At 64.1% G+C, this 26,882-nt stretch carries 23 protein-coding genes and 1 pseudogene (1 of these 24 cut by a window edge); 12 read left to right on the plus strand and 12 right to left on the minus strand.

Annotated features, from left to right (window positions below; genetic code table 11):
* Positions 1-123 precede the first annotated feature (123 nt).
* Positions 124-1,617, plus strand: coding sequence for an aldehyde dehydrogenase (locus tag ACZ9C1_RS19340; protein WP_102684798.1), 1,494 nt, complete (start codon positions 124-126; stop codon positions 1,615-1,617).
* Positions 1,618-1,750: 133 nt separating this feature from the next.
* The gene (locus ACZ9C1_RS19345) at positions 1,751-2,890 is read left to right on the plus strand and encodes an MFS transporter (RefSeq protein ID WP_102684797.1); all 1,140 of its coding nucleotides are present in this window, start codon (positions 1,751-1,753) and stop codon (positions 2,888-2,890) included.
* A gap of 34 nt (positions 2,891-2,924) precedes the next feature.
* Here ACZ9C1_RS19345 and ACZ9C1_RS19350 read toward each other — a convergent pair whose 3' ends face one another.
* Positions 2,925-4,475 (minus strand): phospholipase D family protein, encoded by a 1,551-nt coding sequence (locus ACZ9C1_RS19350; RefSeq protein WP_476254288.1) that lies wholly within the window; start codon positions 4,473-4,475, stop codon positions 2,925-2,927.
* Between the two features lie 60 nt (positions 4,476-4,535).
* Positions 4,536-5,966, minus strand: coding sequence for an aminotransferase-like domain-containing protein (locus ACZ9C1_RS19355; protein ID WP_430944518.1), 1,431 nt, complete (start codon positions 5,964-5,966; stop codon positions 4,536-4,538).
* A gap of 176 nt (positions 5,967-6,142) precedes the next feature.
* On the opposite strand from ACZ9C1_RS19355, the gene ACZ9C1_RS19360 reads away from it, so the two are divergent.
* Positions 6,143-6,373: a DUF1127 domain-containing protein gene (locus tag ACZ9C1_RS19360; RefSeq protein ID WP_046857575.1), complete on the plus strand. Its 231-nt coding sequence runs from the start codon at positions 6,143-6,145 to the stop codon at positions 6,371-6,373.
* Here the strand turns inward: ACZ9C1_RS19360 and ACZ9C1_RS19365 are convergent.
* Together ACZ9C1_RS19365 and ACZ9C1_RS19370 are read right to left on the minus strand one after the other, a co-directional pair.
* Positions 6,370-7,173, minus strand: coding sequence for an NAD(P)/FAD-dependent oxidoreductase (locus tag ACZ9C1_RS19365; protein WP_476254289.1), 804 nt, complete (start codon positions 7,171-7,173; stop codon positions 6,370-6,372). The two genes, ACZ9C1_RS19360 and ACZ9C1_RS19365, sit on opposite strands and share 4 nt — an antisense overlap.
* Positions 7,151-7,663, minus strand: a complete 513-nt coding sequence (locus ACZ9C1_RS19370) for an NAD(P)/FAD-dependent oxidoreductase (protein ID WP_476254290.1) — start codon at positions 7,661-7,663, stop codon at positions 7,151-7,153. The genes ACZ9C1_RS19365 and ACZ9C1_RS19370 overlap by 23 nt, the downstream gene beginning before the upstream one ends.
* Before the next feature lie 144 nt (positions 7,664-7,807).
* On the opposite strand from ACZ9C1_RS19370, the gene ACZ9C1_RS19375 reads away from it, so the two are divergent.
* A complete protein-coding gene (locus tag ACZ9C1_RS19375) occupies positions 7,808-8,161 on the plus strand; it encodes a YkgJ family cysteine cluster protein (RefSeq protein ID WP_110696757.1) in 354 nt (117 codons plus the stop codon).
* A 4-nt stretch (positions 8,162-8,165) separates the two neighbouring features.
* Here ACZ9C1_RS19375 and dadR read toward each other — a convergent pair whose 3' ends face one another.
* Complete coding sequence (dadR, locus tag ACZ9C1_RS19380; protein ID WP_003258963.1) at positions 8,166-8,654, minus strand: transcriptional regulator DadR; 489 nt, start codon at positions 8,652-8,654, stop codon at positions 8,166-8,168.
* A 156-nt stretch (positions 8,655-8,810) separates the two neighbouring features.
* Between dadR and dadA the strand changes: the two genes are divergently transcribed.
* The 5 genes from dadA (at position 8,811) to ACZ9C1_RS19405 (ending at position 14,609) form a co-directional block, all read left to right on the plus strand.
* Complete coding sequence (dadA, locus tag ACZ9C1_RS19385) at positions 8,811-10,112, plus strand: D-amino acid dehydrogenase (protein WP_139674893.1); 1,302 nt, start codon at positions 8,811-8,813, stop codon at positions 10,110-10,112.
* A 205-nt stretch (positions 10,113-10,317) separates the two neighbouring features.
* Positions 10,318-11,391 (plus strand): alanine racemase, encoded by a 1,074-nt coding sequence (alr, locus tag ACZ9C1_RS19390; protein WP_110696753.1) that lies wholly within the window; start codon positions 10,318-10,320, stop codon positions 11,389-11,391.
* Between the two features lie 108 nt (positions 11,392-11,499).
* Positions 11,500-12,048 carry a cupin domain-containing protein gene (locus tag ACZ9C1_RS19395; RefSeq protein ID WP_023629132.1) on the plus strand — a complete coding sequence of 183 codons (549 nt, stop codon included), beginning with the start codon at positions 11,500-11,502 and terminating at the stop codon, positions 12,046-12,048.
* A 154-nt stretch (positions 12,049-12,202) separates the two neighbouring features.
* Complete coding sequence (locus ACZ9C1_RS19400) at positions 12,203-12,607, plus strand: c-type cytochrome (protein ID WP_038707641.1); 405 nt, start codon at positions 12,203-12,205, stop codon at positions 12,605-12,607.
* A gap of 145 nt (positions 12,608-12,752) precedes the next feature.
* The gene (locus tag ACZ9C1_RS19405; RefSeq protein ID WP_476254291.1) at positions 12,753-14,609 is read left to right on the plus strand and encodes an acetyl-CoA hydrolase/transferase C-terminal domain-containing protein; all 1,857 of its coding nucleotides are present in this window, start codon (positions 12,753-12,755) and stop codon (positions 14,607-14,609) included.
* 125 nt (positions 14,610-14,734) lie between these two features.
* On the opposite strand, the gene xpt is transcribed toward ACZ9C1_RS19405, so the two are convergent.
* Entirely contained in the window at positions 14,735-15,307 is a 573-nt protein-coding gene (xpt, locus tag ACZ9C1_RS19410; RefSeq protein ID WP_028689919.1) for a xanthine phosphoribosyltransferase, read from the minus strand.
* Positions 15,308-15,371: 64 nt separating this feature from the next.
* The gene (gene rep / locus ACZ9C1_RS19415) at positions 15,372-17,381 is read right to left on the minus strand and encodes a DNA helicase Rep (RefSeq protein ID WP_277502441.1); all 2,010 of its coding nucleotides are present in this window, start codon (positions 17,379-17,381) and stop codon (positions 15,372-15,374) included.
* 256 nt (positions 17,382-17,637) lie between these two features.
* On the opposite strand from rep, the pseudogene ACZ9C1_RS19420 reads away from it, so the two are divergent.
* A pseudogene (locus ACZ9C1_RS19420) lies at positions 17,638-19,278 on the plus strand (putative bifunctional diguanylate cyclase/phosphodiesterase); the annotation flags it as partial.
* Positions 19,279-19,408: 130 nt separating this feature from the next.
* Here ACZ9C1_RS19420 and ACZ9C1_RS19425 read toward each other — a convergent pair.
* From ACZ9C1_RS19425 to ACZ9C1_RS19445, 5 genes are all read right to left on the minus strand, one after another.
* The gene (locus ACZ9C1_RS19425) at positions 19,409-20,902 is read right to left on the minus strand and encodes an acetyl-CoA hydrolase/transferase family protein (protein ID WP_476254292.1); all 1,494 of its coding nucleotides are present in this window, start codon (positions 20,900-20,902) and stop codon (positions 19,409-19,411) included.
* 191 nt (positions 20,903-21,093) lie between these two features.
* Positions 21,094-22,530, minus strand: a complete 1,437-nt coding sequence (locus ACZ9C1_RS19430; RefSeq protein WP_023631271.1) for an NAD(P)(+) transhydrogenase (Re/Si-specific) subunit beta — start codon at positions 22,528-22,530, stop codon at positions 21,094-21,096.
* Between the two features lie 2 nt (positions 22,531-22,532).
* Complete coding sequence (locus ACZ9C1_RS19435) at positions 22,533-22,847, minus strand: NAD(P) transhydrogenase subunit alpha part 2 (RefSeq protein WP_139674901.1); 315 nt, start codon at positions 22,845-22,847, stop codon at positions 22,533-22,535.
* A gap of 11 nt (positions 22,848-22,858) precedes the next feature.
* Positions 22,859-23,980 (minus strand): Re/Si-specific NAD(P)(+) transhydrogenase subunit alpha, encoded by a 1,122-nt coding sequence (locus ACZ9C1_RS19440; protein WP_277502443.1) that lies wholly within the window; start codon positions 23,978-23,980, stop codon positions 22,859-22,861.
* A gap of 438 nt (positions 23,981-24,418) precedes the next feature.
* Positions 24,419-25,318, minus strand: a complete 900-nt coding sequence (locus ACZ9C1_RS19445; RefSeq protein ID WP_277502444.1) for a LysR family transcriptional regulator — start codon at positions 25,316-25,318, stop codon at positions 24,419-24,421.
* Positions 25,319-25,481: 163 nt separating this feature from the next.
* Here ACZ9C1_RS19445 and ACZ9C1_RS19450 point away from each other — a divergent pair, with 163 nt between their 5' ends.
* Positions 25,482-26,663 carry an acyl-CoA dehydrogenase gene (locus tag ACZ9C1_RS19450; protein WP_023630017.1) on the plus strand — a complete coding sequence of 394 codons (1,182 nt, stop codon included), beginning with the start codon at positions 25,482-25,484 and terminating at the stop codon, positions 26,661-26,663.
* 15 nt (positions 26,664-26,678) lie between these two features.
* Positions 26,679-26,882, plus strand: the start of a protein-coding gene (locus tag ACZ9C1_RS19455) for a CaiB/BaiF CoA transferase family protein (protein WP_457378855.1). The gene runs 1,017 nt beyond the window's last position; only the first 204 of its 1,221 coding nucleotides appear in the window; it begins with the start codon at positions 26,679-26,681; its stop codon lies beyond the right edge, outside the window.

A 26,882-nucleotide genomic window follows, 5' to 3' on the forward strand; every position in this document is an offset into this window, starting at 1 on the left:
ATAGTTTCCCCGCCCTGGTTTAGGGTGGCAGGTGCCCGTGTGCGTCGTCACCCGGCCAGAATTTCTGACAGCGCCCGTGAGTCCTCAGTGCGGCGTTGCACCTTAACAAGAGAGGAGTTTCCTATGACCACCCTGACTCGTGCGGACTGGGAACAGCGTGCCCAGCAACTGAAGATCGAAGGTCGCGCCTTCATCAACGGCGAATACACCGATGCCGCATCCGGTGAAACCTTCGACTGCCTGAGCCCGGTGGACGGACGCTTCCTGGCCAAGGTCGCCAGCTGCGACCTGGCCGACGCCAACCGCGCTGTCGACAACGCCCGCGCCGTGTTCGAATCCGGCGCCTGGTCGCGCCTGGCCCCCGCCAAGCGCAAGGCCAAGCTGATCCGCTTCGCCGACTTGCTGCGCAAGAACGTCGAGGAACTGGCCCTGCTCGAAACCCTCGACATGGGCAAGCCGATCGGTGACTCCTCCACCATCGATATCCCGGGGGCGGCCAACGCCATCCACTGGACCGCCGAAGCCATCGACAAAGTCTACGACGAAGTCGCGCCGACCCCGCACGACCAGCTCGGCCTGGTGACCCGCGAGCCAGTGGGTGTGGTCGGTGCCATCGTACCGTGGAACTTCCCTTTGCTGATGGCATGCTGGAAGCTGGGCCCTGCCTTGGCCACCGGTAACTCCATCGTGCTCAAACCGTCCGAAAAGTCGCCGCTGACCGCGATCCGCATCGCCCAGCTGGCCATCGAGGCCGGTATTCCGGCTGGCGTGCTGAACGTGCTGCCAGGCTACGGCCACACCGTGGGCAAGGCCCTGGCCCTGCACATGGACGTCGACACCCTGGTGTTCACCGGCTCGACCAAGATCGCCAAGCAGCTGATGGTCTATGCCGGTGAGTCGAACATGAAGCGTGTCTGGCTGGAAGCCGGTGGCAAGAGCCCGAACATCGTCTTCGCCGACGCCCCTGACCTGCAGGCCGCCGCCGAGGCTGCCGCCAGCGCCATTGCCTTCAATCAGGGCGAAGTCTGCACCGCAGGTTCCCGCCTGTTGGTCGAGCGCTCGATCAAGGACAAGTTCCTGCCCATGGTGGTCGAGGCCCTCAAGGCCTGGAAACCGGGCAACCCGCTGGACCCGGCGACCACCGTCGGCGCGCTGGTCGACACCCAGCAGATGAACACCGTGCTGTCCTACATCGAGGCCGGCCATCAGGATGGCGCCAAGCTGCTGGCCGGTGGCAAGCGTACCCTCGAGGAGAGCGGCGGCACCTACGTCGAGCCGACCATCTTCGACGGCGTGACCAACGCCATGAAGATCGCCAAGGAAGAGATCTTCGGCCCGGTACTGTCGGTGATCACCTTCGATACCGCCGAAGAGGCCGTGGCCATCGCCAACGACACGCCATATGGCCTGGCGGCAGGCATCTGGACCTCGGACATCTCCAAGGCACACAAGACTGCTCGCGCCGTGCGCGCCGGCAGTGTCTGGGTCAACCAGTACGACGGTGGCGACATGACCGCGCCGTTCGGTGGCTTCAAGCAGTCGGGCAACGGCCGTGACAAGTCGCTGCACGCGCTGGAGAAGTACACCGAGCTGAAGGCGACCTGGATCAAGCTGTGATTCAGTAACGTCTCATCGCGGTACTCGTGGGAGCGGGCTTGCCCCGCGATGAGCCGCAGACAGCCGGGCCGGTTCACGCCGTCCCGGCTTTGTCGTCTCTGTCATACACGATTTGCGCTGAAAGGAGGCTGTGATGCGTTGGGGAACCTACTTTGCCGTCCTGGCGTCGGTGCTCAGTGTCGGGCTTGCGCTCGGCGTGAGCATGCCGCTGGTCTCCCTGCGCCTGGAGGGCTGGGGCTACGGTGGGTTCGCCATCGGTGTGATGGCGGCGATGCCGGCCCTCGGAGTATTGGTCGGTGCCAGCCTGGCCAGCCGCCTTGCCGGCTGGGTCGGCGTGCCCATGGCCATGCGCCTGTGCCTGTGGGGGGGGGCGCTGTCGATCGGCCTGGTGGCGGTGCTGCCCAGCTATGCCCTGTGGCTGGTGCTGCGTTTGATGATCGGTATGTCGCTGACGGTGGTGTTCATCCTTGGTGAGAGCTGGATCAACCAGTTGGTGGTCGAACAGTGGCGTGGCCGGTTGGTGGCGCTGTATGGCAGCAGCTATGCGCTGAGCCAGTTGGCCGGGCCGCTGGTGCTGGGTTTTCTGGGTTCGGACGACGATTTCGGTTTCTGGGCCGCGACCGGGTTATTGCTGGTCGCGCCGCTGATCCTGCTGGGGCGCGGCGGTGCACCGACCACCGAGGCGTGCAGCGTTACCTTCGCCGACCTGTTCGGCTTCTGTCGGCGTCTGCCGGTGATCGCCTGGGCTATCGCGCTGTTCGCGGCATTCGAGGCGATGATCCTGACGTTGCTGCCGGTGTACTGCCTGCAGCAAGGGTTCACCACGGAGGTGGCGTTGTTCATGGTCAGCACCGTGGTGGTGGGTGATGCGGTGTTGCAATTGCCGATTGGCGCCTTGGCCGACCGCATGTCGCGGCGCACGTTGTTCAGCGGTTGTGCACTGACCTTGATGGTGTCCAGCCTGGCGATTCCGCTGCTGTTGCATACACCGGTGATCTGGCCGCTGTGGGTGCTGTTCGGTGCCAGTGCGGGTGGGTTGTTCACCTTATCGCTGGTGCTGATCGGCGAGCGCTACCGGGATGACGAACTGGTGCGGGCCAATGCCCATGTGGCGCAGCTGTGGGGTATCGGTTGCCTGCTCGGACCTTTGCTGGCCGGGGCGGGAAGCCAGTGGATCAGCGGGCATGCGCTGCCGTTGCTGATGGCAGTGGGCGCGGCGGGGTTGGTGCTGCTGACGCGGCGGCGGGATGCCTTTGAGCCGGCGTCTGCCTGACCGATTGCAATCGCGGGCTTGCCCGCGATGCGTTCTACAACATCTTCTCCAACCCGACCGCCTTGCTGATCCAGGCATTGAAGCGTCGCCATATCCCCCCGGGCTCGGTCACCAACAGGTGCCGCTGGCCGTTGTCCTCGGTCGCCCAGACCATCCTCCCGTCCACCAGCTTCACCTGGTAACTCAGCGCTGGAGCCATGCCTTGTAGCGCCAGTTCGCGGGTGTACTCGGCCAGCTCAGGGCTGTCCACCATCACGCCCACCTCGGTGTTCCACAGCACGGAACGCGGGTCGAAGTTGAACGAGCCGATGAAGGTCTTGCGTCGGTCGAACACCATCGCCTTGCTGTGCAGGCTCGAATCGGAGCTGCCGTGGAAACCCAGCCGTGGTCGTGGATCGCCGGGCTGGCGGCGCAACTCGTACAGCTGCACGCCATGCTCCAGCAAGGCCCGGCGATAAGGCGCATAGCCGCCATGGACCGCTGGCACGTCGGTCGCTTCCAGCGAGTTGGTCAGGAGCTTGACCGAGGTGCCGGCGTCGGCGCGACTGGTCAGGTACAGCAGGCCAGGCTCGCCGGGTACGAAGTAGGCGGACACCAGGATCAATTCCTTGTGCACGCGGTTCAGGTCGGGGGCCAGTTGCTGGGTCATCAGCAGTTGCGGATCCGGTTCGCCCTCTGCCAGGACTTTGCTCGGCGCGTCCCACAAAGCCTGGCTGTGGGCCCAGATCAGCTCATTGCGCCACACATCCAGGCGCGGCTGCGACTGATAGGCCATCAAGCGGTCGTACAGGGCCTTGCGCTTGGTCCGTGCTTCGGCCAGGGACACCTCCAGGCGCTGACGGCTGCTGAACAGGTCGTCGGCGTCGGGCTGGCGCCAGAGGAAGTCGCCGATCGGAAGGCTCAAGGCGCTGTTCCAGTACTGGTCGAAGCTGTGTCCGAGTTGTTCGGCCACAGGCCCCACGCCCAGCAGGTCGATGTCGGTGAAGTTGAGGTTGGGTTCGGCGTCGAAGTACTCGTCGCCCAGGTTGCGGCCGCCGACGATGGCCATGCTGTTGTCCACCAGGAACAGCTTGTTGTGCATGCGCCGATGCTGGCGTGACAGGTTGAACAGCCGGCCGACGGCCCGGGTCGCCCCGGTACTGCGTCCCAGGTGCAGCGGGTTGAACACTCGGATGTGAATGTTCGGATGGGCGGCGAGGGTGCCCATGAGGTTGTCGAGACCATCGCTAGTGGTGTCGTCGAGCAGGATGCGTACCCGTACGCCGCGGTCGGCGGCACGCAGCAGTTCATGGACCAGGGCGCGGGTGCTGAGACCATCGTGGACGATGTAGTACTGCAGGTCGATGCTTGCCTGGGCGTTGCGGATCAGCTCCGCGCGGGCGCGGAATGCCTCGTTGCTGTTGGGCAGCAGGCGAAAGCCCGAGCGTCCCTCGTAGGGCGCGGCCTGGCGCTGCACCGAGCGGCCGAAGGCCGAGTCGGCCGCCGGTAGCGCCTGGCTGACTTCACGTGGTGTACCGACACTGGCGCAGCCCGACAGGCCGAGCAGCAGCACCAGCAGCAGGGGCAGGGCATGCTGGAGTCTCAAGGGTGGATCGTCCTGTGCGGCAAGGGCTTATGAAGTTGGACCGTGGCAGGCGGCGCAAAGTTACCCGCCAGGGTGTTCGGCATCCAGTAGACGAAGGGCGGTTTCACCGACTTTGCGCACGGCGGCTTCGATCTGCTCCGTAGGCCGGGCGGCGAAGTTCATGCGCAGGCAGTTACGGTACTTGCCCGAGGCCGAGAATATGCTGCCCACCGCGATCTGCACGCCTTGCTCCAGTAAAGCGCGGTTCAGGCGCAGCGTATCGAAACTTTCCGGCAGCTCAACCCACAGCATGAAGCCACCTTGTGGGCGGCTGGCCCGGGTGCCTGTCGGGAAGAAGCGGGTCACCCAGTCGCACATCTGGTCGCGGCCGCGCTGGTACTGGCTGCGCATGCGCCGCAGGTGCGGCTGGTAGTGACCTTCGGCGATGAAGTCGGCGATCGCCAGTTGCGGCTGGCAAGCGGTACTGCCGGTGCTGATGTACTTCATGTGCAGCACCCGTTCCAGGTAGCGCCCCGGAGCAACCCAGCCAATCCGCAGGCCTGGCGCCAGGGTCTTGGAAAACGAGCTGCAGAGCAGCACGCGGCCATCGTCGTCGAACGACTTGATGGTGCGCGGGCGCGGGTAGGTGTAGGCCAGGTCGCCATACACGTCGTCCTCGAGGATCGCCACGTCGTAGCGCTGGGCCAGGGTGAGCAGCGCCTTCTTGCGCGTCTCGGGCATGATGTAGCCCATGGGGTTGTTGCAGTTGGGGGTGATCTGAATGAGCTTGATCGGCCATTGTTCGAGGGCCAGTTCGAGGGCTTCCAGGCTGATGCCGGTGATGGGGTCGGTGGGGATTTCCAGGGCCTTCATGCCCAGGCCTTTGAGCGTCTGCATGGCGCCGTGGAAGCTGGGTGAATCGACCGCGACGATGTCACCGGGTTCGCATACCGCGCGAATACTGCACGACAGCGCCTCGTGGCAGCCGGTGGTCACCACCAGGTCGGCCGGGCCCAGGCGGCAGCCGGAGTCGAGCATCAGCCGGGCGATCTGCTCGCGCAGCAGGGCGTTGCCGTGGATGTTGTCATAGTACAGGCCGGGCATGTCCATGCGCCGGCTGATCTGCGCCAGGCTGCGCAACAGTGGCTTGAGCGTGGGACTGTCGACGTCGGGCATGCCACGGCCGAGCTGGATCACGTCCGGGCGCGGGGTGGCGCGCACCAGCTCCAGCACTTGCTCCCACTGGGAGATATCCACAGGACGCTGGGCTGGGCGGCTGATGGCTGGCAGGGCTGGTAGCTGGCGGTCCTCGGCGACGAAGTAGCCGGACTTGGGGCGCGGCGAGACCAGGCCGTTGTCCTCTAGAAGGCGGTAAGCCTGCTGCACGGTGCTCAGGCTGACGCCGTGCTCCACGCTCAGGGCGCGCACTGACGGCAGGCGCTGGCCGGGGCGATACAGGCCCTGCTCGATGCGTGAACCGAGCAGTTCGGCGAGGTTGAAATAGAGGGTCACTGCATACTCCTGCTCAGCTGATGACCAAGGACCGGTACAGATAGGCAAAAAATACCGCATGCAGCCCTAGTTGCGCCAATTCTGTATGGGAATAATAAGTCGATTTTGGATCTGTATTGGCATGGGGTGTACCCGCATGCTGTCTCCACGTCAGGTACTGAACGGAGGACGTGGTGATGGGTGGCATGAGCGATGTGCGCTTGCAACTGTTGGCCAGCGAACTGGAGTCGGAGCAGCGTCCCCGGGTCTTCAGCGCGCCTCAAGGCATGGGTCGTTGGAGCCTGATGCTGCATCGCTGGCGCACCCGCAGGGCCCTGTTGCAGCTGGAGGATTACCAACTGCGCGATATTGGCATCAGCTGGGAGCAGGCTCGGCATGAGGCGAGCAAGCCCTTCTGGCGTGACTAGACCAGCTCTTTGAGTCGATACCAGAGCATCCCCAGTGCCAGCAGCGGCGAACGCAGCAGTTTGCCGCCGGGGAAGGTGGTATGCGGGACCTTGGCGAACAGATCGAAGCGCCCGCTCTGCTGGCCACTGATGGCCTCGCCGAGCAGGCGTCCGGCGAGGTGGGTGGCGTTGAGCCCGTGGCCCGAATAAGCCTGGGCGTAGTAGACGTTGGGCTGGCTGGCCAAGCGGCCGATCTGCGGCAGGCGGTTGGCACCGATGCCGATCATGCCGCCCCATTGGTAATCAATGCGCACATCGGCCAGTTGCGGGAACACCTTGAGCATTTTCGGGCGCATGTAGGCGGCGATGTCCTGCGGGTCGCGCCCGGAATAGTGGCAGGCGCCGCCGAACAGCAGGCGTTTGTCGGCAGAGAGGCGATAGTAATCCAGCGCCACGCGCTGGTCGCATACCGCCATGTTCTGCGGCAGCAACTGGCGGGCGCGTTCCTCACCCAAGGGCTCGGTGGCGATGATGTAGCTGCCGGCGGGCAGCACCTTGCCGCCCAGTTCGCGGTTGAGGTCGTTGTGGTAGGCGTTGCAGCACAGCACCAGCGTCTTGGCGCGCACTCTGCCTTGGGCGGTATGCACCTTCACTTCCGGGCCGTAGTCGATGCGGGTCACTTCCGACTGCTCGTACAAGCCGACACCCAGGCGCCTGGCCACGGCGGCTTCGCCCAGCGCTAGGTTGAGTGGATGCAGGTGACCCGAACCCATGTCGATCAGGCCGCCGACATAGCGATCAGAACCTACTACCGAGTGCATGTCGCCGGGCTGCACCAGGCGCAGTTCGTGACGATAGCCCAGGCTGCGCAGTTCCTCGGCGTCCTCGGCGAAGCCTTCCAGTTCGGCGGGCTTGTTGGCCAGGGTCGCAGTAGCCCCAGGTCAGGTCGCAGTCGATGCCATGGCGCTCGACGCGCTCGCGTACGATTTCCACGGCTTCCAGGCCCATCAGCTTCATGCTGCGTAGGCCTTCTTCACCGATCACCGGGAGAAACTGCTCCAGGCCGTGGCCGACGCCCCGGATGAGCTGGCCACCGTTGCGGCCGCTGGCGCCCCAGCCGAGCTTGCGTGCTTCCAGGAGGATCACCGACAAGCCGCGTTCGGCCAATTCGATGGCGGTGTTCAGGCCCGAGTAGCCACCGCCGACAATGCATACGTCGGCGCTGTGCTCGCCTTGCAGGAACGGGTAGTCGGGGTGTGGCGCGCTGCTGGCGGCGTAGTAGGAGGCGGCGTGTTGCGCGCTGTGGACCATGTGTCGTTTCCTGGGTGCAAGGCGAAAAGGCGAGGATAGGCAACCGGCCAATCGCGGGGCAAGTCGCATCGGCGCACCGCCGCTCCCACGATGATTCCTGCGATTGCCTTATAATCCAGCACTCATGTCCCAGATGCGCCGTTTATGTCCTGCAACCGCCACAAGATCCATTTCCTGCGCGAGCTCATCCCCTCGTTCGAGTGCGAGCCCGGCTGCCATGACTGCTGCGGCCCGGTCACCACCTCGGCCGAGGAAATGGCCCGCCTGCCGCGCAAGACCCAGGCCGAGCAGGAAGCCGCGCTGGAGCGCCTGGACTGTGTGCACCTGGGCCCGAACGGCTGCACCGTATATGAAGAGCGCCCGATGATCTGCCGCCTGTTCGGCACCACGCCGCGGCTGGCCTGCCCCAGGGGGCGGGGCCCGGAGCAGCCGATCGACCCGGCGGCCGAGCAGCTGGTTCACACCTATATCGCCAGTACCCGCCAGGTGCTGGTGTAAGGCTTCAGTCCGGAATCGGCAGGCACAGGCTCTCTTTCACTTCTTCCATCACGATGTAGCTCTTCGACTCGCGCACATGGGGCAGCTTGAGCAGGATGTCGCCGAGCAGCTTGCGATACGACGCCATCTCCGAGATTCGCGCCTTCACCAGGTAGTCGAAATCCCCGGATACCAGGTGGCATTCCAGTACATGGGGCAGCTTGAGCACGGCGCGGCGGAACTCCTCGAAGGTGTCGCCGGACTTGTAGTCCAGGCTGATCTCGACGAACACCAGCAAGCTGCCCTTCAGGTGCTGCGGGTTGAGCCGGGCGTTGTAGCCCATGATGATCCCCTCGCGTTCCAGGCGCCGCACCCGTTCGGTGCAGGGGGTGGTGGACAGCCCGACCTTCTCGCCCAGTTCGGTGAAGGAGATACGCCCGTCATTCTGCAGGATCCGCAGGATGTTGCGGTCGATCTTGTCCAGTTCACGCTTGCTCTGGTGCTGGGTTCTCATAGGGGATGCCCCTCCGTGAAAGGCCATTTTGCCGAGAATTCTCGCCAAATATAGCTGCTTATATAGTGAATAGCACTGGTCGGAGATTCTTATACTGCGCGCATCCATGCCATTTCAACAAAAGACTGCGGCAAGCCGCGTGCGAGGGATACAACAATGCGAGTTCTGGTACTTGGTAGCGGAGTGATCGGTACCGCCAGTGCCTACTATCTGGCCCGGCAAGGTTTCGAGGTGACGGTGGTCGATCGCCAGCCGGCGGTGGCCATGGAAACCAGCTTCGCCAACGCAGGCCAGATCTCGCCCGGCTATGCCTCGCCCTGGGCCGCACCGGGCGTGCCGCTGAAAGCCATCAAGTGGCTGCTGGAACGCCACGCGCCCCTGGCCATCAAGCTGACCGGCGACGTCGACCAGTACCTGTGGATGGCCCAGATGCTGCGCAACTGCACCGCCAGCCGTTATGCGGTGAACAAGGAGCGCATGGTGCGCCTGTCCGAGTACAGCCGCGATTGCCTCGACGAGCTGCGCGCCGAAACCGGCATCGCCTACGAAAGCCGCAGCCTGGGAACCACCCAGCTGTTCCGCACCCAGGCGCAGCTGGACGCCGCGGCCAAGGACATCGCAGTGCTGGAGCAGTCCGGTGTACCGTACGAGCTGCTCGACCGTGACGGCATTGCCCGGGTCGAACCGGCCCTGGAGAGCGTGAAGGGTATCCTCGCTGGCGCCCTGCGCCTGCCCAACGACCAGACTGGCGACTGCCAGATGTTCACCACCAAGCTCGCCGAGATGGCCATCAAGCTGGGTGTCGAGTTCCGCTTCGGCCAGGACATCCAGCGCCTGGACTTCGCCGGTGACCGCATCAACGGCGTCTGGATCGACGGCAAGCTGGAAACCGCCGACCGCTACGTGCTGGCGCTGGGCAGCTACTCTCCGCAGCTGCTCAAGCCGCTGGGCATCAAGGCACCGGTCTACCCGCTCAAGGGCTACTCGCTGACCGTGCCGATCACCAATGGTGACATGGCGCCGACTTCGACCATCCTGGACGAGACCTACAAGGTCGCCATCACCCGTTTCGACAACCGCATCCGTGTCGGCGGCATGGCCGAGATCGCCGGTTTTGACCTTTCGCTGAACCCTCGTCGACGCGAAACGCTGGAGATGATCGTCAACGACCTTTATCCTCGCGGCGGCGACCTGAGCCAGGCGAGCTTCTGGACCGGCCTGCGCCCGGCCACTCCGGATGGCACCCCGATCGTCGGGGCGACCAAGTTCCGTAACCTGTTCCTCAACACCGGTCACGGCACCCTGGGCTGGACCATGGCCTGCGGTTCCGGTCGCCTGCTGGCCGACCTGATTGCGCGCAAGAAGCCGCAGATCAGTGCCGAAGGCCTGGACATCTCGCGTTATGGCAACAGCCGCGAGATCGCCAAGCACGGCCAGCCGGCACCTGCGCACCAGTAAGGGCTGCCCGCTTCATCGCGAGGCAAGTCGCATCGGCGCACCGTCGCTCCCACGAACACTGTAGCGTTGCGGTGGGAGCGAGCTTGCCTCGCGATGTGAAGTGAAAACGATTGACCTGTTCCCTCACCCCGGCGCGGTGGGTACCTACCCCCACTTGCCGCGCCGGGGCTTTATCGATAACCAGAACTGCCAGAAGGCTGCCGCCATGCGTCCCGCCCGTGCCCTGATCGACCTCCAAGCCCTTCGACACAACTACCGCCTGGCCCGTGAGCTGACCGGCGCCAAGGCCCTGGCCGTGGTCAAGGCCGATGCCTATGGCCATGGCGCGGTGCGTTGCGCACTGGCGCTCGAAACCGAGGCCGACGGTTTTGCCGTAGCCTGCATCGAGGAGGCCCTGGAGCTGCGCGCGGCGGGCATCAAGGCACCGGTACTATTGCTCGAAGGTTTCTTCGAGGCCAGCGAGCTGGCGCTGATCGCCGAACATGATCTGTGGTGCGTGGTGCATTCGCCATGGCAGTTGGAAGCGATCGAGAAGACCTCGGTGCACAAGCCGCTGACCGTCTGGTTGAAGATGGACACCGGCATGCACCGTGTCGGCGTGCACCCCAAGGACTACGCCGACGCCTACCAGCGCCTGCTGGCCAGCGGCAAGGTCTCGCGCATCGTACTGATGAGCCACTTCGCCCGCGCCGACGAGCTCGACGCCGCCGCTACCGCACAGCAGGTCGCCGTGTTCGAGGCCGCCCGCCAGGGGCTGGCCGCCGAGTGCAGCCTGCGCAACTCGCCGGCCGTGCTGGGCTGGCCGAGCATCAAGAGCGACTGGGTGCGCCCGGGCATCATGCTCTACGGCGCCACGCCGTTCGAAGTGGAGCAGGCCGAGGCTGCTCGTCTGCAGCCAGTGATGACCCTGCAATCACGCATCATCAGCGTGCGCGAGCTGCCCGCCGGCGAGCCTGTGGGCTATGGCGCCAAGTTCGTCAGCCCTCGGCCGACGCGGGTCGGCGTGGTCGCCATGGGTTATGCCGACGGCTACCCGCGCCAGGCACCTACTGGCACGCCAGTGGTGGTGGCCGGCAAGCGCACCCAGCTGATTGGCCGCGTGTCGATGGACATGCTCTGCGTCGACCTCACAGACGTGCCCGAGGCCACTATCGGCAGCCCGGTCGAGTTGTGGGGCAAGCAAGTGCTGGCCAGCGACGTGGCCATGCAGGCCGGGACCATTCCGTACCAGATCTTCTGCAATCTCAAGCGCGTGCCGCTGGACTATATCGGCGAATAAGGCGCTGAAGCGGACAGGCTGCGGGGCTGTGTGTTGTAAATACTGAACGGCATTGCCATCATATCGTTCACACTCCCCCAACCTCGACCGTTTCTGGAGGCGCAAGCTTTGGACGTCGGTGAACGACTGCAAGCCATCCGCAAGCTCAAGGGCCTGTCCCAGCGCGAACTCGCCAAGCGCGCGGGGGTGACCAACAGCACCATCTCGATGATCGAGAAGAACAGCGTGAGCCCGTCGATCAGCTCCCTGCGCAAAGTGCTCAGCGGTATCCCCATGTCCATGGTCGAGTTCTTCTCGGTGGAACTCGCGCCCGAAAGCCCAACCCAGATCGTCTACAAGGCGCACGAGCTGATCGACATCTCCGATGGCGCGGTGACCATGAAATTGGTCGGCAAGTCGCACCCCAATCGCGCCATCGCGTTTCTGACCGAGGTCTACCCGCCGGGCGCCGACACGGGGGCGGAAATGCTCACCCATGATGGCGAAGAGACCGGCATTCTTCTCGAAGGCCGCCTGGAACTGGTGGTCGGCACCGAGATCTTCATCCTCGAGGCCGGCGACAGCTACTACTTCGAAAGCACCCGCCCGCACCGCTTCCGCAACCCGTTCGAGGAGCCGGCCCGGCTGATCAGCGCGGCCACCCCGTCGAACTTTTGATCCAGCGCAGTGCATTGATGGGTCAATACCCTTTCCCTGAGTGTGGTCGTTTCACGCCTTCCAGGTTCCCGCTATACTTTTCAACGCTCGCAATTCCGTGGCCGCGGGCGTGATTAGCCACCATGAGGGTGTTCGCGTGAACCAAATCAAGAAGATGCTGGCCGTACCAGCAGCCGTATTCGCCCTTTGGGCAATGAGCGCAACCGCTGCAACCAACGACGACATCGCCAAGCGTCTCGAGCCGGTCGGCCAGGTGTGCGTCCAGGGCCAGGAATGCAAGGGCATGGAAGTGGCCGCCAGTGCCGGTGGCGGCGGTGCCAAGACGCCGGACGAGATCATCGCCAAGCATTGCAATGCCTGCCATGGCACCGGCCTGCTGAATGCGCCGAAGATTGGTGACACCGCCGCGTGGAAAGAGCGTGCCGACCACCAGGGCGGCCTTGATGGCATCCTGGCCAAGGCCATCACCGGGATCAACGCCATGCCACCGAAGGGCACCTGCGCCGATTGCTCGGATGATGACCTGAAGGGTGCGATCAAGAAGATGTCCGGGCTGTGAGCCGGACCTGACTTGTATAAAGCCCGCCTCTGATGGCGGGCTTTTGTTTTTGGGCCGGTAGCCCTATTGCGGGGGCGGGACAGGCAACCAACCCGCTGTGACTTGTGTCCAACCCCTGAACCCACGGATGACTCAGGAGGCCCAGATGTATCGCTGCTCCATCGACCAGGCTGTCGAACAGGCCCTGGCCCGACTGCCCAGCCATATTCACATGGGCCTGCCGCTCGGCCTGGGCAAACCCAACGCCTTCGTCAACGCGCTGTACGCGCGGGTTCGCGATCTTCCCGAGCGCCGGCTGACGATCTACACCGCCCTGTCCCTGGGCCGGCCCGCGCTGGGCGACGGTCTGCAGCGTCGTTTCCTCGAGCCCTTCGTCGAGCGTGTATTCGCCGACTACGAAGAGCTCACCTATCTGGCCGACCTGCGTGCCGACCGGCTCCCGCCGAACATCCGCGTCGAGCAGTTCTTCATGCAGCCCGGCAGCCTGCTGCACAGCGACACGGCCCAGCAGGCGTACGTCAGCAGCAACTACAGCCACGCCGCCCGCGACATCAACGCCAAGGGTTTGAACCTGATCGCACAACTGGTGGCTTGCACGCCCGAGCGGCCCGATCACCTGAGCCTGGCCTGCAACCCCGACATCACCCTCGACCTGCTGCCGATGATCGCCCGACGCCGCGCTGAGGGCGAGACCATCCTGCTGCTTGGTCAGGTCCATGACCAACTGCCATACATGCCCGGGGACTCCGAGCTGGGCCTGGAACAGTTCGACCTGCTGATCGATCAGCCCGAGCGACGCCGGTTGTTCTCCACGCCAAACATGCCGGTGAACACCCAGGACCATTGCATCGGCCTGCATGCCAGCACTCTGGTGCGCGACGGCGGCACCCTGCAGATCGGCATCGGTGCCATGGGCGATGCGGTGGCGGCGGCGCTGTTGGCGCGCCAGGGCGACAACGAAGGCTATCGTGCGCTGCTCGATGAGCTGGATATCGGCCCATGGCAGGCACTGATCGAGCGGGAAGGAGGGCTGGATACTTTCGCCCAAGGGCTGTATGGCTGCAGCGAAATGTTCGTCAACGGGTTGCTTGCCCTGGCTGAAGCCGGGGTGGTGCGCCGCCCGGCCGATGAGCACGGCGTGCTGATTCATGGCGGCTTCTTCCTTGGCCCACGGGCGTTCTACCAGCGCCTGCGCGAGATGCCGCTGGAGCAGCGCGCACGCTTCGCCATGACCGCCATCAGCTACATCAACGAGCTGTACGGCCAGGAAGAGCGCAAGCGCCGTCAGCGCCGGGATGCGCGCTTCATCAATACGGTATTCGGCATGACCTTGCTGGGTGCCGGTGTCGCCGACCAGCTCGAAGATGGTCGGGTGCTCAGCGGCGTGGGCGGGCAGTACAACTTCGTGGCCCAGGGCCATGCGCTGGAGGGCGGTCGCTCGATCCTGTTGCTGCGTAGCTGGCGCGAGGCCGGTGGCGAGGTGAACTCCAACCTTTACTGGACCTACGGTCACTGCACCATACCCCGGCACTTGCGAGACATCGTGATCACCGAATACGGCATCGCCGACCTGCGTGGGCAGACCGACAGCGAGGTGATTGCGCGGCTGCTGGCGATCAGTGACTCTCGTTTTCAGCGCGAGCTGATGGAGCGAGCCAAGGCGGCGGGCAAGCTGGCGAAGGATTTCGTGCTGGATGCGCGCTATGCCGACAACACTCCCGAGCGCCTGGAGGCAACCCGCGCGCGGCATGCGCGATTGTTCCCGGAGTATCCGCTGGGCAGCGATTTCACAGCCGAGGAGCGTGACTTGTTGCGGGCGCTGAATTGGCTCAAGAGCAAGTTCAAGCTGAGCGAGGTGCTGGAACTGGGCAAGGCGGCGCTGGATGCGCCGGCGCCCGAGGCCTATGCAGCGCAGTTGGCGCGCATGGGGCTGGGGGAGCCACAGGGGCTGAAGGAGGAGTTGTACCAGCGGCTGCTGCTGGCGGGCTTGGCGGCGACCTGAAAGATTGCCGGGGCTGCTTTGCAGCCCAATCGCCGGCAAGCCAGCTCCCACAGGAGTACCGCAGGGCTTTGACCTTGTGCGGTACCTGTGGGGGCCGGCTTGCCGGCGATGAGGCCGGTACAGGCTTACTCGATGAAGGTGACCACGCCACCTTCCAGCGACTTCACCCGGGCCAGCGACTCGACGCGGTAGCCCTGGCTGTCCAGCTCGGCGCGGCCGCCCTGGAACGACTTCTCGATGACGATGCCCAGGCCGGCCACGGTGGCGCCGGCTTGCTTGATGATCGAGATCAGCGCTTGGGACGCCTTGCCGTTGGCCAGGAAGTCGTCGATTACCAGCACGCGGTCGCTGCTGTTGAGGTGGCGCGGCGAGATGGCCACGGTGTTCTCGGTCTGCTTCGTGAAGGAGTACACCGAGGCAGTCAGCAGGTTCTCGGTCAGGGTCAGCGACTGGTGCTTGCGGGCGAAGATCACCGGCACGCCGAGCTTCAGGCCGGTCATCACCGCTGGGGCAATGCCCGACGCTTCGATGGTGACGATCTTGGTCACGCCGGAGTCGGCAAACAGGCGGGCGAACTCGTCACCGATCAGCTGCATCAGCGCCGGGTCGATCTGGTGGTTGAGAAACGCGTCGACTTTGAGTACCTGGTCGGAAAGCACGATGCCTTCTTCGCGAATCTTCTGATGCAGTGCTTCCACTTTTTTTTCCTCGATGTAGCAAAGGTGGCCGCAAATAGCGGCAAAGTTTAAGAGTAATGGTTGATCAGCGTTTGAGCATTGCCCGGATATCGGCCAGGGCGTTGTTGCCGCGCGCGGCCTTCACTTCCACGGGAGCATCGTCCAGACCTTCCCAGGCCAGGTCGTCCGGCGGCAGTTCATCCAGGAACCGGCTCGGTGTGCAGTCGATGATTTCGCCGTACTGCTTGCGCTTGGCGGCGAAGGTGAAGGCCAGGGTCTGGCGCGCGCGGGTGATGCCCACGTAGGCCAGGCGGCGTTCTTCCTCGATGGTGTCGGCCTCGATGCTCGAGCGGTGGGGGAGGATCTCCTCCTCCATGCCCATGATGAACACGTAAGGGAATTCCAGGCCCTTGGAGGCGTGCAGGGTCATCATCTGCACACCTTCGGCGTTCTCTTCCTCTTCCTGCTGGCGCTCGAGCATGTCGCGCAGCACCAGCTTGCCGATGGCATCCTCGATGGTCATCTCACCCTCTTCGTCCTTTTCGAGGGTGTTCTTCAGCGCTTCGACCAGGAACCAGACGTTGCTGATGCGGAACTCGGCGGCCTTGTCGCTGGCGGTCTGCTGGCGGATCCAGTTCTCGTAGTCGATGTCGCGAATCATCTCGTGCAGCGCGGCGATCGGGTCGTCCAGGGCGACTTTGTGGCGTACCCCGTCGAGCCAGTGCTTGAAGCGCTGCAGGCGCTCGGTGTAGCGAGCGTCGAGGTGCTCGCCCAGGCCCATCTCCTCGCTGGCGGCGTACATCGAGATGCCGCGCTCGGTGGAATAGTTGCCGAGCTTTTCCAGCGTGGTCGAGCCGATCTCGCGGCGCGGCACGTTGATGACGCGCAGGTAGGCATTGTCGTCGTCGGGGTTCACCAGCAGGCGCAGGTAGGCCATCAGGTCCTTGACCTCCTGGCGGCCGAAGAAGCTGTTGCCGCCGGACAGGCGGTACGGCACCTGGTGGTGCTGCAGCTTCAATTCGATGAGTTTGGCCTGGTAGTTGCCGCGGTAGAGGATGGCGAAGTCGCTGTACGGGCGGTTGGTGCGCAGGTGCAGGGTGAGGATTTCCATGGCCACGCGCTCGGCCTCGGCCTCCTCGTTCTTGCAGCGGATCACGCGGATCTCATCGCCCACGCCCATCTCGCTCCACAGCTGCTTTTCGAAGGCATGCGGGTTGTTGGCGATCAGCACGTTGGCACAGCGCAGGATGCGGCTGGTGGAGCGGTAGTTCTGCTCGAGCATGACGATCTTCAGGGAGGGGTAGTCCTCCTTGAGCAGCATCAGGTTTTCCGGGCGCGCGCCACGCCAGGCGTAGATCGACTGGTCGTCGTCGCCGACCACGGTGAACTGGTTGCGCATGCCGATCAGCATCTTCACCAGCAGGTACTGGCTGGCGTTGGTGTCCTGGTACTCGTCCACCAGCAGGTAGCGCACGCGGTTCTGCCAGCGTTCGAGCACGTCGGGGTGTTCCTGGAACAGCTTGACCGGCTGCAGGATCAGGTCGTCGAAGTCCACCGCGTTGAACGCCTTGAGCGTGCGCTGGTAGTGGGTGTAGACGATGGCCGCGGTCTGCTCGCGCGGGTTGCGCGCCTTTTCCAGGGCCTCGGGCGGCAGGATCAGGTCATTCTTCCAGGCACCGATCATGTTCTTGATCTCGTCGATGCCGTCGTCGCCGGAGTATTCCTTCTGCATGATGTCCGACAGCAGCGCCTTGATGTCGGACTCGTCGAAGATCGAGAACCCCGGCTTGTAGCCCAGGCGGTCATGCTCCTTGCGGATGATGTTCAGGCCCAGGTTGTGGAAGGTACACACGGTCAGGCCCCGGCCTTCCCCCGGACGCAGCAGGGTGGCGACTCGCTCCTTCATCTCGCGCGCGGCCTTGTTGGTGAAGGTCATGGCGACGATGTACTGGGCACGGATGCCGCAGTTCTGGATGAGGTGGGCAATCTTGCGCGTGATCACGCTGGTCTTGCCGGAGCCTGCACCGGCGAGCACCAAAAGAGGGCCGCCGACGTAGTCGCGGGCTTCCTGTTGCCGGGGATTGAGTCGGGACATGCTAGAAACCGGGGGTAACCAGAAAATAGCCGCGCATTCTAGCAGGCATGGGGTGGTTAATGCGCGACCGTCTGACGTTGTGATGCAGGGCGCGAATCGGATTTGCCGCATCTGCTACTTTCGCGCAGGATGCACGTCAGATTGCGTCGGGATGGTGGCCAGGGACGGGCAATGACTAAAAGTGAAAATCATTTCCAATTAATCGGGTAGGATTGCCCGCGCTCGCCGTTCCACCGCCCACATCTAAGGAGCCCGCTTGTCCACGCCTGTCGAACCCCTGCGTTTGCTGCTGTTGGCTGATGAGCCGGAGTGGGCCGTGCACCTGCGCGAGTGCTTGCAACCTATGGGTGGCAGCGTCGTGCTGCTGACCGCGCCGAACTGGGCGGCGGTGGACAGCCTGTTCGCCAACGACCGTCAGGCCGTGGTGCTGGCCACGCCCGAGCTGCAGCCCACGCCGGGGCGTTGCGAGCTGCCGACGATCCTGCTGCTCGAGCAGGAACCGGCCAGCGCGCCGCTGGGCGCCAGCGACTGGCTGGTGCTGGCGCAACTGACTACCGACACGCTGCGTCGCTCCCTGCGTCACGTGCGTGAGCGCGGTGTATTGGTGGCCACCCTGCAGCGCCTGGCCGAGCAGGACCCACTGACCGGCATCGCCAACCGCCAGGGCTTCCAGGCCCTGCTGACCGCGCGGCTGGCCGAGAACGAAGGCCGCGGCCTGGCCCTAGGTCATCTCGACTTGGACAACTTCCGCCATGTCAACGACGCCCTCGGTCACCAGGGCGGCGATCGTCTGATCCTGCAGGTGGTCGCCCGCTTGAAGCACCAGCTGGAGGCGAGCGACCAACTGGCGCGCCTGGGCAGCGACGAGTTCGCGTTGTTGATCGACACCCGGCGTGACCCCAACCGCGCCGAGTGGATGGCCGAGCGCATCACCGAGGCGCTCACCGAGCCCTACTGGGTCGACGGCGAGAGCCTGCTGCTCGGCTGCAGCCTGGGGATCGCCCATGCCCGCGCCCAGGCGGGCGCCGACCCGCTGATGTGGCACGCCCATATCGCCATGCGCCAGGCCAAGGGCAGCCAGGGCTGCACCTTCCACGTATTCAATGAGCGTATCAATCGCAACGCCCGCAGCCTCGCCGACCTGGAAAGCGAGTTGCGCCGCGCCCTGCGCCGCGACGAGCTGGAACTGCACTACCAGCCGCGGCTGAACCTTGCCGACGGGCGTATCGTCGGGCTCGAGGCGCTGGTGCGCTGGAACCATCCCGAGCGCGGCCTGCTGGCGCCCAGTGAGTTCGTGCCGCTGGCCGAGCAGAGCGGGTTGATCGTGCCACTGGGTTACTGGGTGATCTCGCGGGCCCTGAGTGACATGCAGGCCCTGCGCGAACGCGGCCTGGCGCCGCTGCACATGGCGGTGAACCTGAGCTTTCGCCAGTTCCAGGACAGTCAGTTGCTGGCAACCCTGAGCCGGCTGATAGTCGAGCACGGGGTCGATGCGCGCTGGCTGGAGTTCGAGCTGACCGAAACGGCGGTCATGCGCCGCAACGAGTTGGTCCGCCAGACCATGGATGCCCTCGGGCGGCTGGGTGTGCGCTTCTCGCTGGATGACTTCGGCACCGGCTTTTCATCGTTCGTGCACCTGAACAGCTTGCCGATCACCTTGTTGAAGGTCGATCGCAGCTTCGTCGGCGGCATGGAGCAACGCGAAGAGAACGCCAAGCTGGTCCACGCGATGATCAACCTGGCGCACAACCTCAACCTGGAGGTGGTGGCAGAAGGGGTGGAGAGCGAGGAGCAACTGGCGCTGCTGCGGGCGTTCGGTTGCGACCAGGTGCAGGGCTTCCTGGTCAGTCGGCCGTTGCCGGTGGAGGCGTTGATCGAGTACCTGTTGCAGGTGCCCCACCCCGGGTTTGGTGCAGACCCTTTAGGCCCAATCGCCGGCAAGCCGGCTCCCACAGGTGTTGCGCCGTTCTTGTGGGAGCCGGCTTGCCGGCGATGCGCCGCGTCAGCGGCGCCGTGTTGCCTTTGGATCAACCCGCCAGCATGCGCCCGGTTTCTTCCAGGTTCTCGTGCCAGCTCAGCGCCTCGCGCAGGATATGCGGGGTATGCCCGCCACGCTGGCAAGCGCGCTCGAAGTAGTCGTTGAGCGCGGCGCGGTAGTCCGGGTGCACGCAGTTGTCGATGATCACCCGGGCGCGCTCGCGCGGCGCCAGGCCGCGCAGGTCGGCCAGGCCCACCTCGGTCACCAGGATGTCCACGTCATGCTCGGTGTGGTCGACGTGACTGACCATCGGCACCACGCTGGAAATCGCGCCGCCCTTGGCGATCGACTTGGTGACGAAGATCGCCAGGTGGGCGTTGCGGGCGAAGTCGCCCGAGCCGCCGATGCCGTTCATCATCCTGGTGCCGCAGACGTGGGTCGAGTTGACGTTGCCGTAGATGTCGAACTCAAGCGCCGTGTTGATGCCGATGATCCCTAAGCGACGTACCACTTCAGGGTGGTTGGAAATCTCCTGCGGACGCAGCACCAGCTTGTCCTTGTAGCGCTCCAGATTGCCGAACACATCGGCATTGCGGCGGCTCGACAGGGTGATCGAGCTGCCCGAGGCAAAGCTCAGCTTGCCGGCGTCGATCAGGTCGAAGGTCGAGTCCTGCAGCACCTCGGAGTACATGGTCAGGTTTTCGAACGGCGACTCGATCAGGCCGCACATCACCGCGTTGGCGATGCTGCCGATACCGGCCTGCAGCGGCCCGAGGTTGTTGCTCATGCGGCCGGCATCCACCTCGCCCTTGAGGAAGGCGATCAGGTGGTCGGCGATGCCTTGGGTCTCATGATCGGGCGGCAGCACGGTGGACGGCGAGTCCGGCTGGTCACTGATGACGATGCCGACGATCTTCGCCGGGTCGATCGGGATCGCGGTGCTGCCGATGCGGTCGTCTACCTTCACCAGCGGGATCGGCGTGCGGGTCGGACGGTAGGTCGGGATGTAGATGTCGTGCAGGCCTTCAAGGTTGGCGTTGTGCGACAGGTTGATCTCGACGATGACCTGCTTGGCGAAGATCGCGAAGCTGGCCGAGTTGCCCACCGAGGTGGTTGGCACGATATGGCCTTGCTCGGTGATCGCCACCGCTTCGATGACCGCGATGTCCGGCAGGGTCAGTTGCTTGTTGCGCAACTGCTCGACGGTTTCCGACAGGTGCTGATCGATGAACATCACCTTGCCTTCGTTGATGGCCTTGCGCAGGGTGCTGTCGACCTGGAACGGCATCCGCCGGGCGAGTACGCCGGCTTCGGTCAGTTGCTTGTCCAGGTCGTTGCCCAGGCTGGCGCCGGTCATCAGGCTGATCTTCAGCGGCGACTGCTTGGCGCGCTCGGCCAGTGCGTGGGGCACGGCCTTGGCTTCGCCGGCGCGGGTGAAGCCGCTCATGCCGACGGTCATGCCGTCCTCGATCAGGCCAGCGGCGTCAGCCGCACTCATTACCTTGCTGTGCAGGGAGGACAAGCGGATACGATCACGGTACATGGATTGTTATCTCAGGCTACTGAAGCTACTGGAAGCGCAGTCTAGAGATTTCGCCCGGTGCCGTCCCGCGACCATGGTCGTATGAGCGGCCCGGAAATAGAGCCGTTGATCTGGATCAGGCAAATGCGACAAACCCCGGAAATGGCTTCCCGGGGTTTGTCTTGTACAAGCGGTCGCGATGCTCGTTGGACCTACTCCACAGCCTTGACCATGTCCTCGATGACCTTCTTCGCGTCACCGAACACCATCATGGTCTTGTCCAGGTAGAACAATTCGTTGTCCAGGCCGGCATAGCCGCTGGCCATGGAGCGCTTGTTGACGATGATGGTCTTGGCCTTGAAGGCCTCGAGGATCGGCATGCCGGCGATCGGCGACTTCGGATCATTCTTCGCCGCCGGGTTGACCACATCGTTGGCGCCCAGCACCAGCACCACGTCGGCCTGGCCGAACTCGGCGTTGATGTCTTCCATCTCGAACACCTGGTCGTACGGGACCTCGGCCTCGGCCAGCAGCACGTTCATGTGCCCGGGCATGCGTCCCGCCACCGGGTGGATCGCGTACTTCACGGTCACGCCGTTGTGGGTCAGCTTTTCGGTCAGCTCCTTGAGCGCGTGCTGGGCGCGGGCCACCGCCAGGCCATAGCCTGGGACGATGATCACGCTGTCGGCGTTGCTCAGCAGGAACGTGGCGTCGTCGGCCGAACCGGATTTCACCGGGCGTTGCTCTTTCGAACCCGTTGCGGCACCGGCATCGACGTCGGCACCGAAGCCACCGAGGATCACATTGAAGAACGAACGGTTCATCGCCTTGCACATGATGTACGACAGGATCGCGCCGCTGGAACCGACCAGGGAGCCGGCGATGATCAGCATCGAGTTGTTCAGCGAGAAGCCGATACCGGCTGCTGCCCAGCCCGAATAGCTGTTGAGCATCGACACCACCACCGGCATGTCGGCGCCGCCGATCGGGATGATGATCAGCACGCCCATGACGAAGGCCAGGGCCAGCATCAGGGTGAAGGCGCTGTAGTGGCCGGTGAAGGTGAACAGCAGCCCCAGGGCGATGGTCGCCAGGCCCAGGATCAGGTTCAACTTGTGCTGGCCGGCGAACTGTACCGGTGCGCCCTGGAACAAGCGGAACTTGTACTTGCCCGACAGCTTGCCGAAGGCGATCACGGAACCTGAGAAGGTGACGGCGCCGATGGCCGCGCCAAGGAACAGCTCGAGGCGGTTGCCGGTGGGGATCGGGTCGCTGATGGCGGCGACGATGCCCAGCGACTGTGGTTCGAGCACGGCGGCGATGGCAATGAATACCGCGGCCAGGCCGATCATGCTGTGCATGAACGCGACCAGTTCGGGCATCTTGGTCATCTCCACGCGCTTGGCCATGATCGAACCCGCGGTACCACCGACCAGCAGGCCGACGATCACGTAGCCGATACCCGCTGTCGCAAGCTCAGCCCCAAGCTTATAGATGAGGCCCACCGTGGTGAGGATCGCGATGCCCATGCCGATCATGCCGAACAGGTTGCCGCGCCGCGAAGTGGTCGGGTGCGAGAGGCCCTTGAGCGCCTGGATGAAGCAGACCGAGGCGACCAGGTACAGAAGCGTTACCAGATTCATGCTCATGCTTACTTCTGCGCCTCGTTCTTGGTTTTCTTCTTGAACATTTCCAGCATGCGGCGGGTGACCAGGAAGCCACCGAACACGTTGACCGCGGCCAGCGCCACGGCCAGGGTGCCCATGATCTTGCCGGCCGGGGTCACGGTCAGCGCTGCGGCCAGCATGGCGCCGACGATGACGATCGCGGAAATGGCGTTGGTGACTGCCATCAGCGGTGTGTGCAGGGCCGGGGTGACGTTCCACACCACGTGGTAGCCCACGTAGATGGCCAGCACGAAGATGATCAGGTTGTAGATGCCGTGGGAAATCAGCATGTCTTCCATTGTCGTGCTCCTCAGCCGTTCTTGCGCACGACCTGGCCGTCGCGGCACATCAGGCACGCGGCGACGATGTCGTCTTCGAGGTTGATGACCAGGTTGCCGTCCTTGTCGAACAGCAGCTTCATGAAGTCGAGCAGGTTGCGCGCGTACAGCGCCGAGGCGTCGGCACCGACCTGGGCCGGCAGGTTGGTCGGGCCGACGAGGGTCACGCCGTTCTCCATCACCACCTGGTCGGCCACGGTCAGCGGACAGTTGCCGCCTTGGGCTGCGGCCAGGTCGATGACCACCGAACCGGGTTTCATCTGCGCCACGGTCTCGGCGCTGAGCAGGGTCGGCGCTTTGCGTCCGGGAATCAGCGCGGTGGTGATGACGATGTCCGCCTGCTTGGCTCGCTCGTGCACGGCCTGGGCCTGGCGCTGCATCCAGCTGGCCGGCATTGGCCGGGCGTAGCCGCCCACGCCTTCGGCGCACTCGCGTTCCTCGTCGGTCTCGTAGGGCACGTCGATGAACTTGGCGCCAAGTGACTCGATCTGCTCCTTTACCGCCGGACGCACGTCGGACGCCTCGATCACCGCGCCCAGGCGCTTGGCCGTGGCGATGGCCTGCAGGCCGGCCACGCCGGCACCGAGGATCAGCACGCGGGCGGCCTTTACGGTGCCGGCGGCGGTCATCAGCATGGGCATGAAGCGTGGGTAGTGGTGGGCGGCCAGCAGCACGGCCTTGTAGCCGGCGATGTTGGCCTGGGACGACAGCACGTCGAGGCTCTGCGCGCGTGAGGTGCGCGGTGCGGCTTCCAGGGCGAAGGCGGTGATGCCGCGCTCGGCCATCTTGGCGATCAGTTCGTTGTTGAACGGGTTGAGCATGCCTGCCAGCAGGCTGCCGCTGTTGATCAGCGCCAACTCCTGGTCACTGGGCGCGACCACCTTGAGCACCAGTTGCGCGCCGAAGGCGTCGGCGGCTTCGCCCAAGTTGGCGCCAACGGCCTCATAGGCACTGTCCGGAATGCTGGCCTTTAGCCCTGCCCCCCGTTGCACGGTGACCTGATGGCCCTGGCCAACCAGTTTCTTGATGGTTTCCGGGGTCGCGGCGACCCTTGTCTCACCCGTCTGCGTCTCGAGAGGAACACCAATGTGCACGACTTTGTCTCCTGCGGTGACCTTTTGTCTTTATAGGAACCAGCGCACTTCGGGTGGTGCGGCTGGGTGGTCGTAGAGCACGACCCCGCCGGATCCGGGGCGGGGGAGGCATTTTGCAGACGAACCCGAGGGCCTTCAACCGGTTCTGAAGCGAAACGAAGTCAAAACTACAAGTCACCCTGTGACCGTATGTCGCAACGATTTGCCCTAAACCCGTCAAGCACGCGCTATGCGGAGCTTAGGAGAAAATTTGAAAAAAAATCCGCTATTTTCGTTCTCAGTTTGCTGAATGTCGCAAAATCAGCTGCAAACCCGCGCAGTAACTAGGGTTGCTATGTTTTTCAGGGTGAACGGAACAGATTACGAATTTGCGACAAATCCATATATCTGTAGGTGTTAAAAATAATTGACTACGGGGTCAGCTTTGCCCGCTTCACCCTATTCCGTGGCGGTGTATCGTTGCGCCTGCGCCACCAGCCAGTCGCGGAACGCTCGTAGCGAGGCGGACTCGACCTTCCGCTCGGGGATCATCAGATGGTAGGCCTTGTCACTGGTCAGGGCATGCCTGTTAGCGACCACCAGTCGGCCCTCCTGCAGCTCGCGCTGGATCAGGAACGGTGGAATCAGCGCAATGCCCATGTCATGCATGGCGGCCTGGGCGAGCATCGAAAACAGCTCGTAGCGCGGGCCGGTCATGTCGCGTTCGACGCTCATCCCCAAGCCGTCGAACCATTGTCGCCAGGCATAAGGGCGGGTGGTCTGCTGCAGCAGTGGCAAGTCGGCAATGCGCTGGGCGTCGAGGCTGGCTTGCCCTTCCAGCAGGGAAGGGCTGCACACCGGCACGGGGTTCTCGCCCATCAGTCGGTGGGATTGGGTGCCCGACCAGTCGGCGTCGCCGAAGTAGATGGCGGCATCGAAGGGCGTGTCGGCGAACAGGAAGGGGCGGGTGCGGTTGGTCAGGTTGACCGTGACCTCCGGGTGACGCTGCTGGAAGTCTTTCAGCCGCGGCAGCAGCCACTGGGTGCCGAAGGTCGGCACGACCGCCAGTTCGATCACATTGGCGCCTTGCTGGCGCATCACCGAAAGCGTGTCGCGCTCCACCGCATCCAGCTGTGCGGTTACCTGGCGACTGTAGGAGAGCCCGGCTTCGGTCAGTTTCACGCCCCGGCGCGAGCGACGGAACAGCTCGACATTGAGGAAGGCCTCCAGGCTGCCGATCTGCCGACAGACGGCGCCCTGGGTCAGGGCCAGTTCCTGGGCGGCCTTGGTGAAGCTCTCGTGACGTGCGGCCGCCTCGAAGCAGACCAGGGCGGTGGTGCTGGGAATCTTTCGGCGCATGTACGTGAACCTCACATGTCAGGCGTTGAGCAGGGCATTTGGATGATTACGAAGTGAGAAAATATCACTAAACGGTGCGCAATCCTCGTTTGTCCCTCACGCCAAACAGGCCTAGGATCAATCCAGCACAACAATTCGTTCCCATCTTTCGAGGAATCCGCACATGGCTGGCAAGGCAAGCTTCAACTGGATCGACCCGCTGCTGCTGGATCAGCAGCTCACTGAAGAAGAGCGCATGGTCCGTGACAGCGCCTATCAGTTCGCCCAGGACAAGCTGGCGCCCCGTGTGCTGGAGGCGTTCCGTCATGAACAGACGGATCCGGCGATTTTCCGTGAGATGGGTGAAGTCGGCCTGCTCGGCGCGACCATTCCCGAGCAGTACGGCGGCAGTGGCCTGAACTACGTCTGCTACGGCCTGATCGCCCGTGAGGTGGAGCGTATCGACTCCGGCTACCGCTCGATGATGAGCGTGCAGTCGTCGCTGGTCATGGTGCCGATCAATGAGTTCGGTACCGAGGCACAGAAGCAGAAGTACCTGCCGAAGCTGGCCAGTGGCGAATGGATCGGCTGCTTCGGCCTGACCGAGCCCAACCATGGTTCCGACCCGGGCTCGATGATCACCCGCGCCCGCAAGGTCGACGGTGGTTATCGTCTGAGCGGCAGCAAGATGTGGATCACCAACAGCCCGATCGCCGATGTGTTCGTGGTCTGGGCCAAGGACGATGCCGGCGATATCCGTGGCTTCGTGCTGGAGAAAGGCTGGGACGGCCTCAGTGCTCCGGCAATCCATGGCAAAGTCGGCCTGCGTGCTTCGATCACCGGCGAGATCGTCATGGACAACGTGTTTGTGCCGGAAGAGAACATCTTCCCCGATGTGCGCGGCCTCAAAGGCCCGTTCACCTGCCTGAACTCGGCCCGCTACGGCATCTCCTGGGGTGCGCTGGGTGCCGCCGAGGCCTGCTGGCACACCGCTCGCCAATACACCCTGGATCGTCAGCAGTTTGGCCGCCCGCTGGCTGCCAACCAGTTGATCCAGAAGAAGCTGGCTGACATGCAAACCGAGATTACCCTGGCTCTGCAAGGCTGCCTGCGCCTGGGCCGGATGAAGGACGAAGGGACCGCGGCGGTCGAGATCACCTCAATCATGAAGCGCAACTCTTGCGGCAAGGCCCTGGACATCGCTCGCCTGGCGCGGGACATGTTGGGTGGCAATGGCATTTCCGACGAGTTCGGCGTCGCCCGCCACCTGGTCAACCTCGAGGTGGTCAACACCTATGAAGGTACTCACGACGTGCATGCGCTGATCCTTGGGCGCGCACAGACTGGCATCCAGGCGTTCTATTAATAGAGGAGCCAGGCCATGGGCGCGCTTTCCCATCTGCGGGTGCTGGATCTTTCCCGGGTATTGGCCGGCCCCTGGTCCGGCCAGATCCTTGCCGACCTTGGGGCGGATGTAATCAAGGTGGAGCGCCCCGGCGCGGGTGACGACACCCGCTCCTGGGGGCCGCCTTTCCTGCGCGATGCCCAGGGCGAGAATACCAGCGAGGCGGCCTACTACTTATCG

Source organism: Pseudomonas sp. TE21435, assembly GCF_056279265.1.

Coding starts and splice junctions, on each gene's coding strand:
- ACZ9C1_RS19340 (WP_102684798.1), top strand. CDS start 124: ATGACCACCCTGACTCGTGCGGACTGGGAACAGCGTGCCCAGCAACTG.
- ACZ9C1_RS19345 (WP_102684797.1), top strand. CDS start 1,751: ATGCGTTGGGGAACCTACTTTGCCGTCCTGGCGTCGGTGCTCAGTGTC.
- ACZ9C1_RS19360 (WP_046857575.1), top strand. CDS start 6,143: ATGGGTGGCATGAGCGATGTGCGCTTGCAACTGTTGGCCAGCGAACTG.
- ACZ9C1_RS19365 (WP_476254289.1), bottom strand. CDS start 7,173: ATGCACTCGGTAGTAGGTTCTGATCGCTATGTCGGCGGCCTGATCGAC.
- ACZ9C1_RS19370 (WP_476254290.1), bottom strand. CDS start 7,663: ATGGTCCACAGCGCGCAACACGCCGCCTCCTACTACGCCGCCAGCAGC.
- ACZ9C1_RS19375 (WP_110696757.1), top strand. CDS start 7,808: ATGTCCTGCAACCGCCACAAGATCCATTTCCTGCGCGAGCTCATCCCC.
- dadR (WP_003258963.1), bottom strand. CDS start 8,654: ATGAGAACCCAGCACCAGAGCAAGCGTGAACTGGACAAGATCGACCGC.
- dadA (WP_139674893.1), top strand. CDS start 8,811: ATGCGAGTTCTGGTACTTGGTAGCGGAGTGATCGGTACCGCCAGTGCC.
- alr (WP_110696753.1), top strand. CDS start 10,318: ATGCGTCCCGCCCGTGCCCTGATCGACCTCCAAGCCCTTCGACACAAC.
- ACZ9C1_RS19400 (WP_038707641.1), top strand. CDS start 12,203: ATGCTGGCCGTACCAGCAGCCGTATTCGCCCTTTGGGCAATGAGCGCA.
- ACZ9C1_RS19405 (WP_476254291.1), top strand. CDS start 12,753: ATGTATCGCTGCTCCATCGACCAGGCTGTCGAACAGGCCCTGGCCCGA.
- rep (WP_277502441.1), bottom strand. CDS start 17,381: ATGTCCCGACTCAATCCCCGGCAACAGGAAGCCCGCGACTACGTCGGC.
- ACZ9C1_RS19425 (WP_476254292.1), bottom strand. CDS start 20,902: ATGTACCGTGATCGTATCCGCTTGTCCTCCCTGCACAGCAAGGTAATG.
- ACZ9C1_RS19430 (WP_023631271.1), bottom strand. CDS start 22,530: ATGAGCATGAATCTGGTAACGCTTCTGTACCTGGTCGCCTCGGTCTGC.
- ACZ9C1_RS19435 (WP_139674901.1), bottom strand. CDS start 22,847: ATGGAAGACATGCTGATTTCCCACGGCATCTACAACCTGATCATCTTC.
- ACZ9C1_RS19445 (WP_277502444.1), bottom strand. CDS start 25,318: ATGCGCCGAAAGATTCCCAGCACCACCGCCCTGGTCTGCTTCGAGGCG.
- ACZ9C1_RS19450 (WP_023630017.1), top strand. CDS start 25,482: ATGGCTGGCAAGGCAAGCTTCAACTGGATCGACCCGCTGCTGCTGGAT.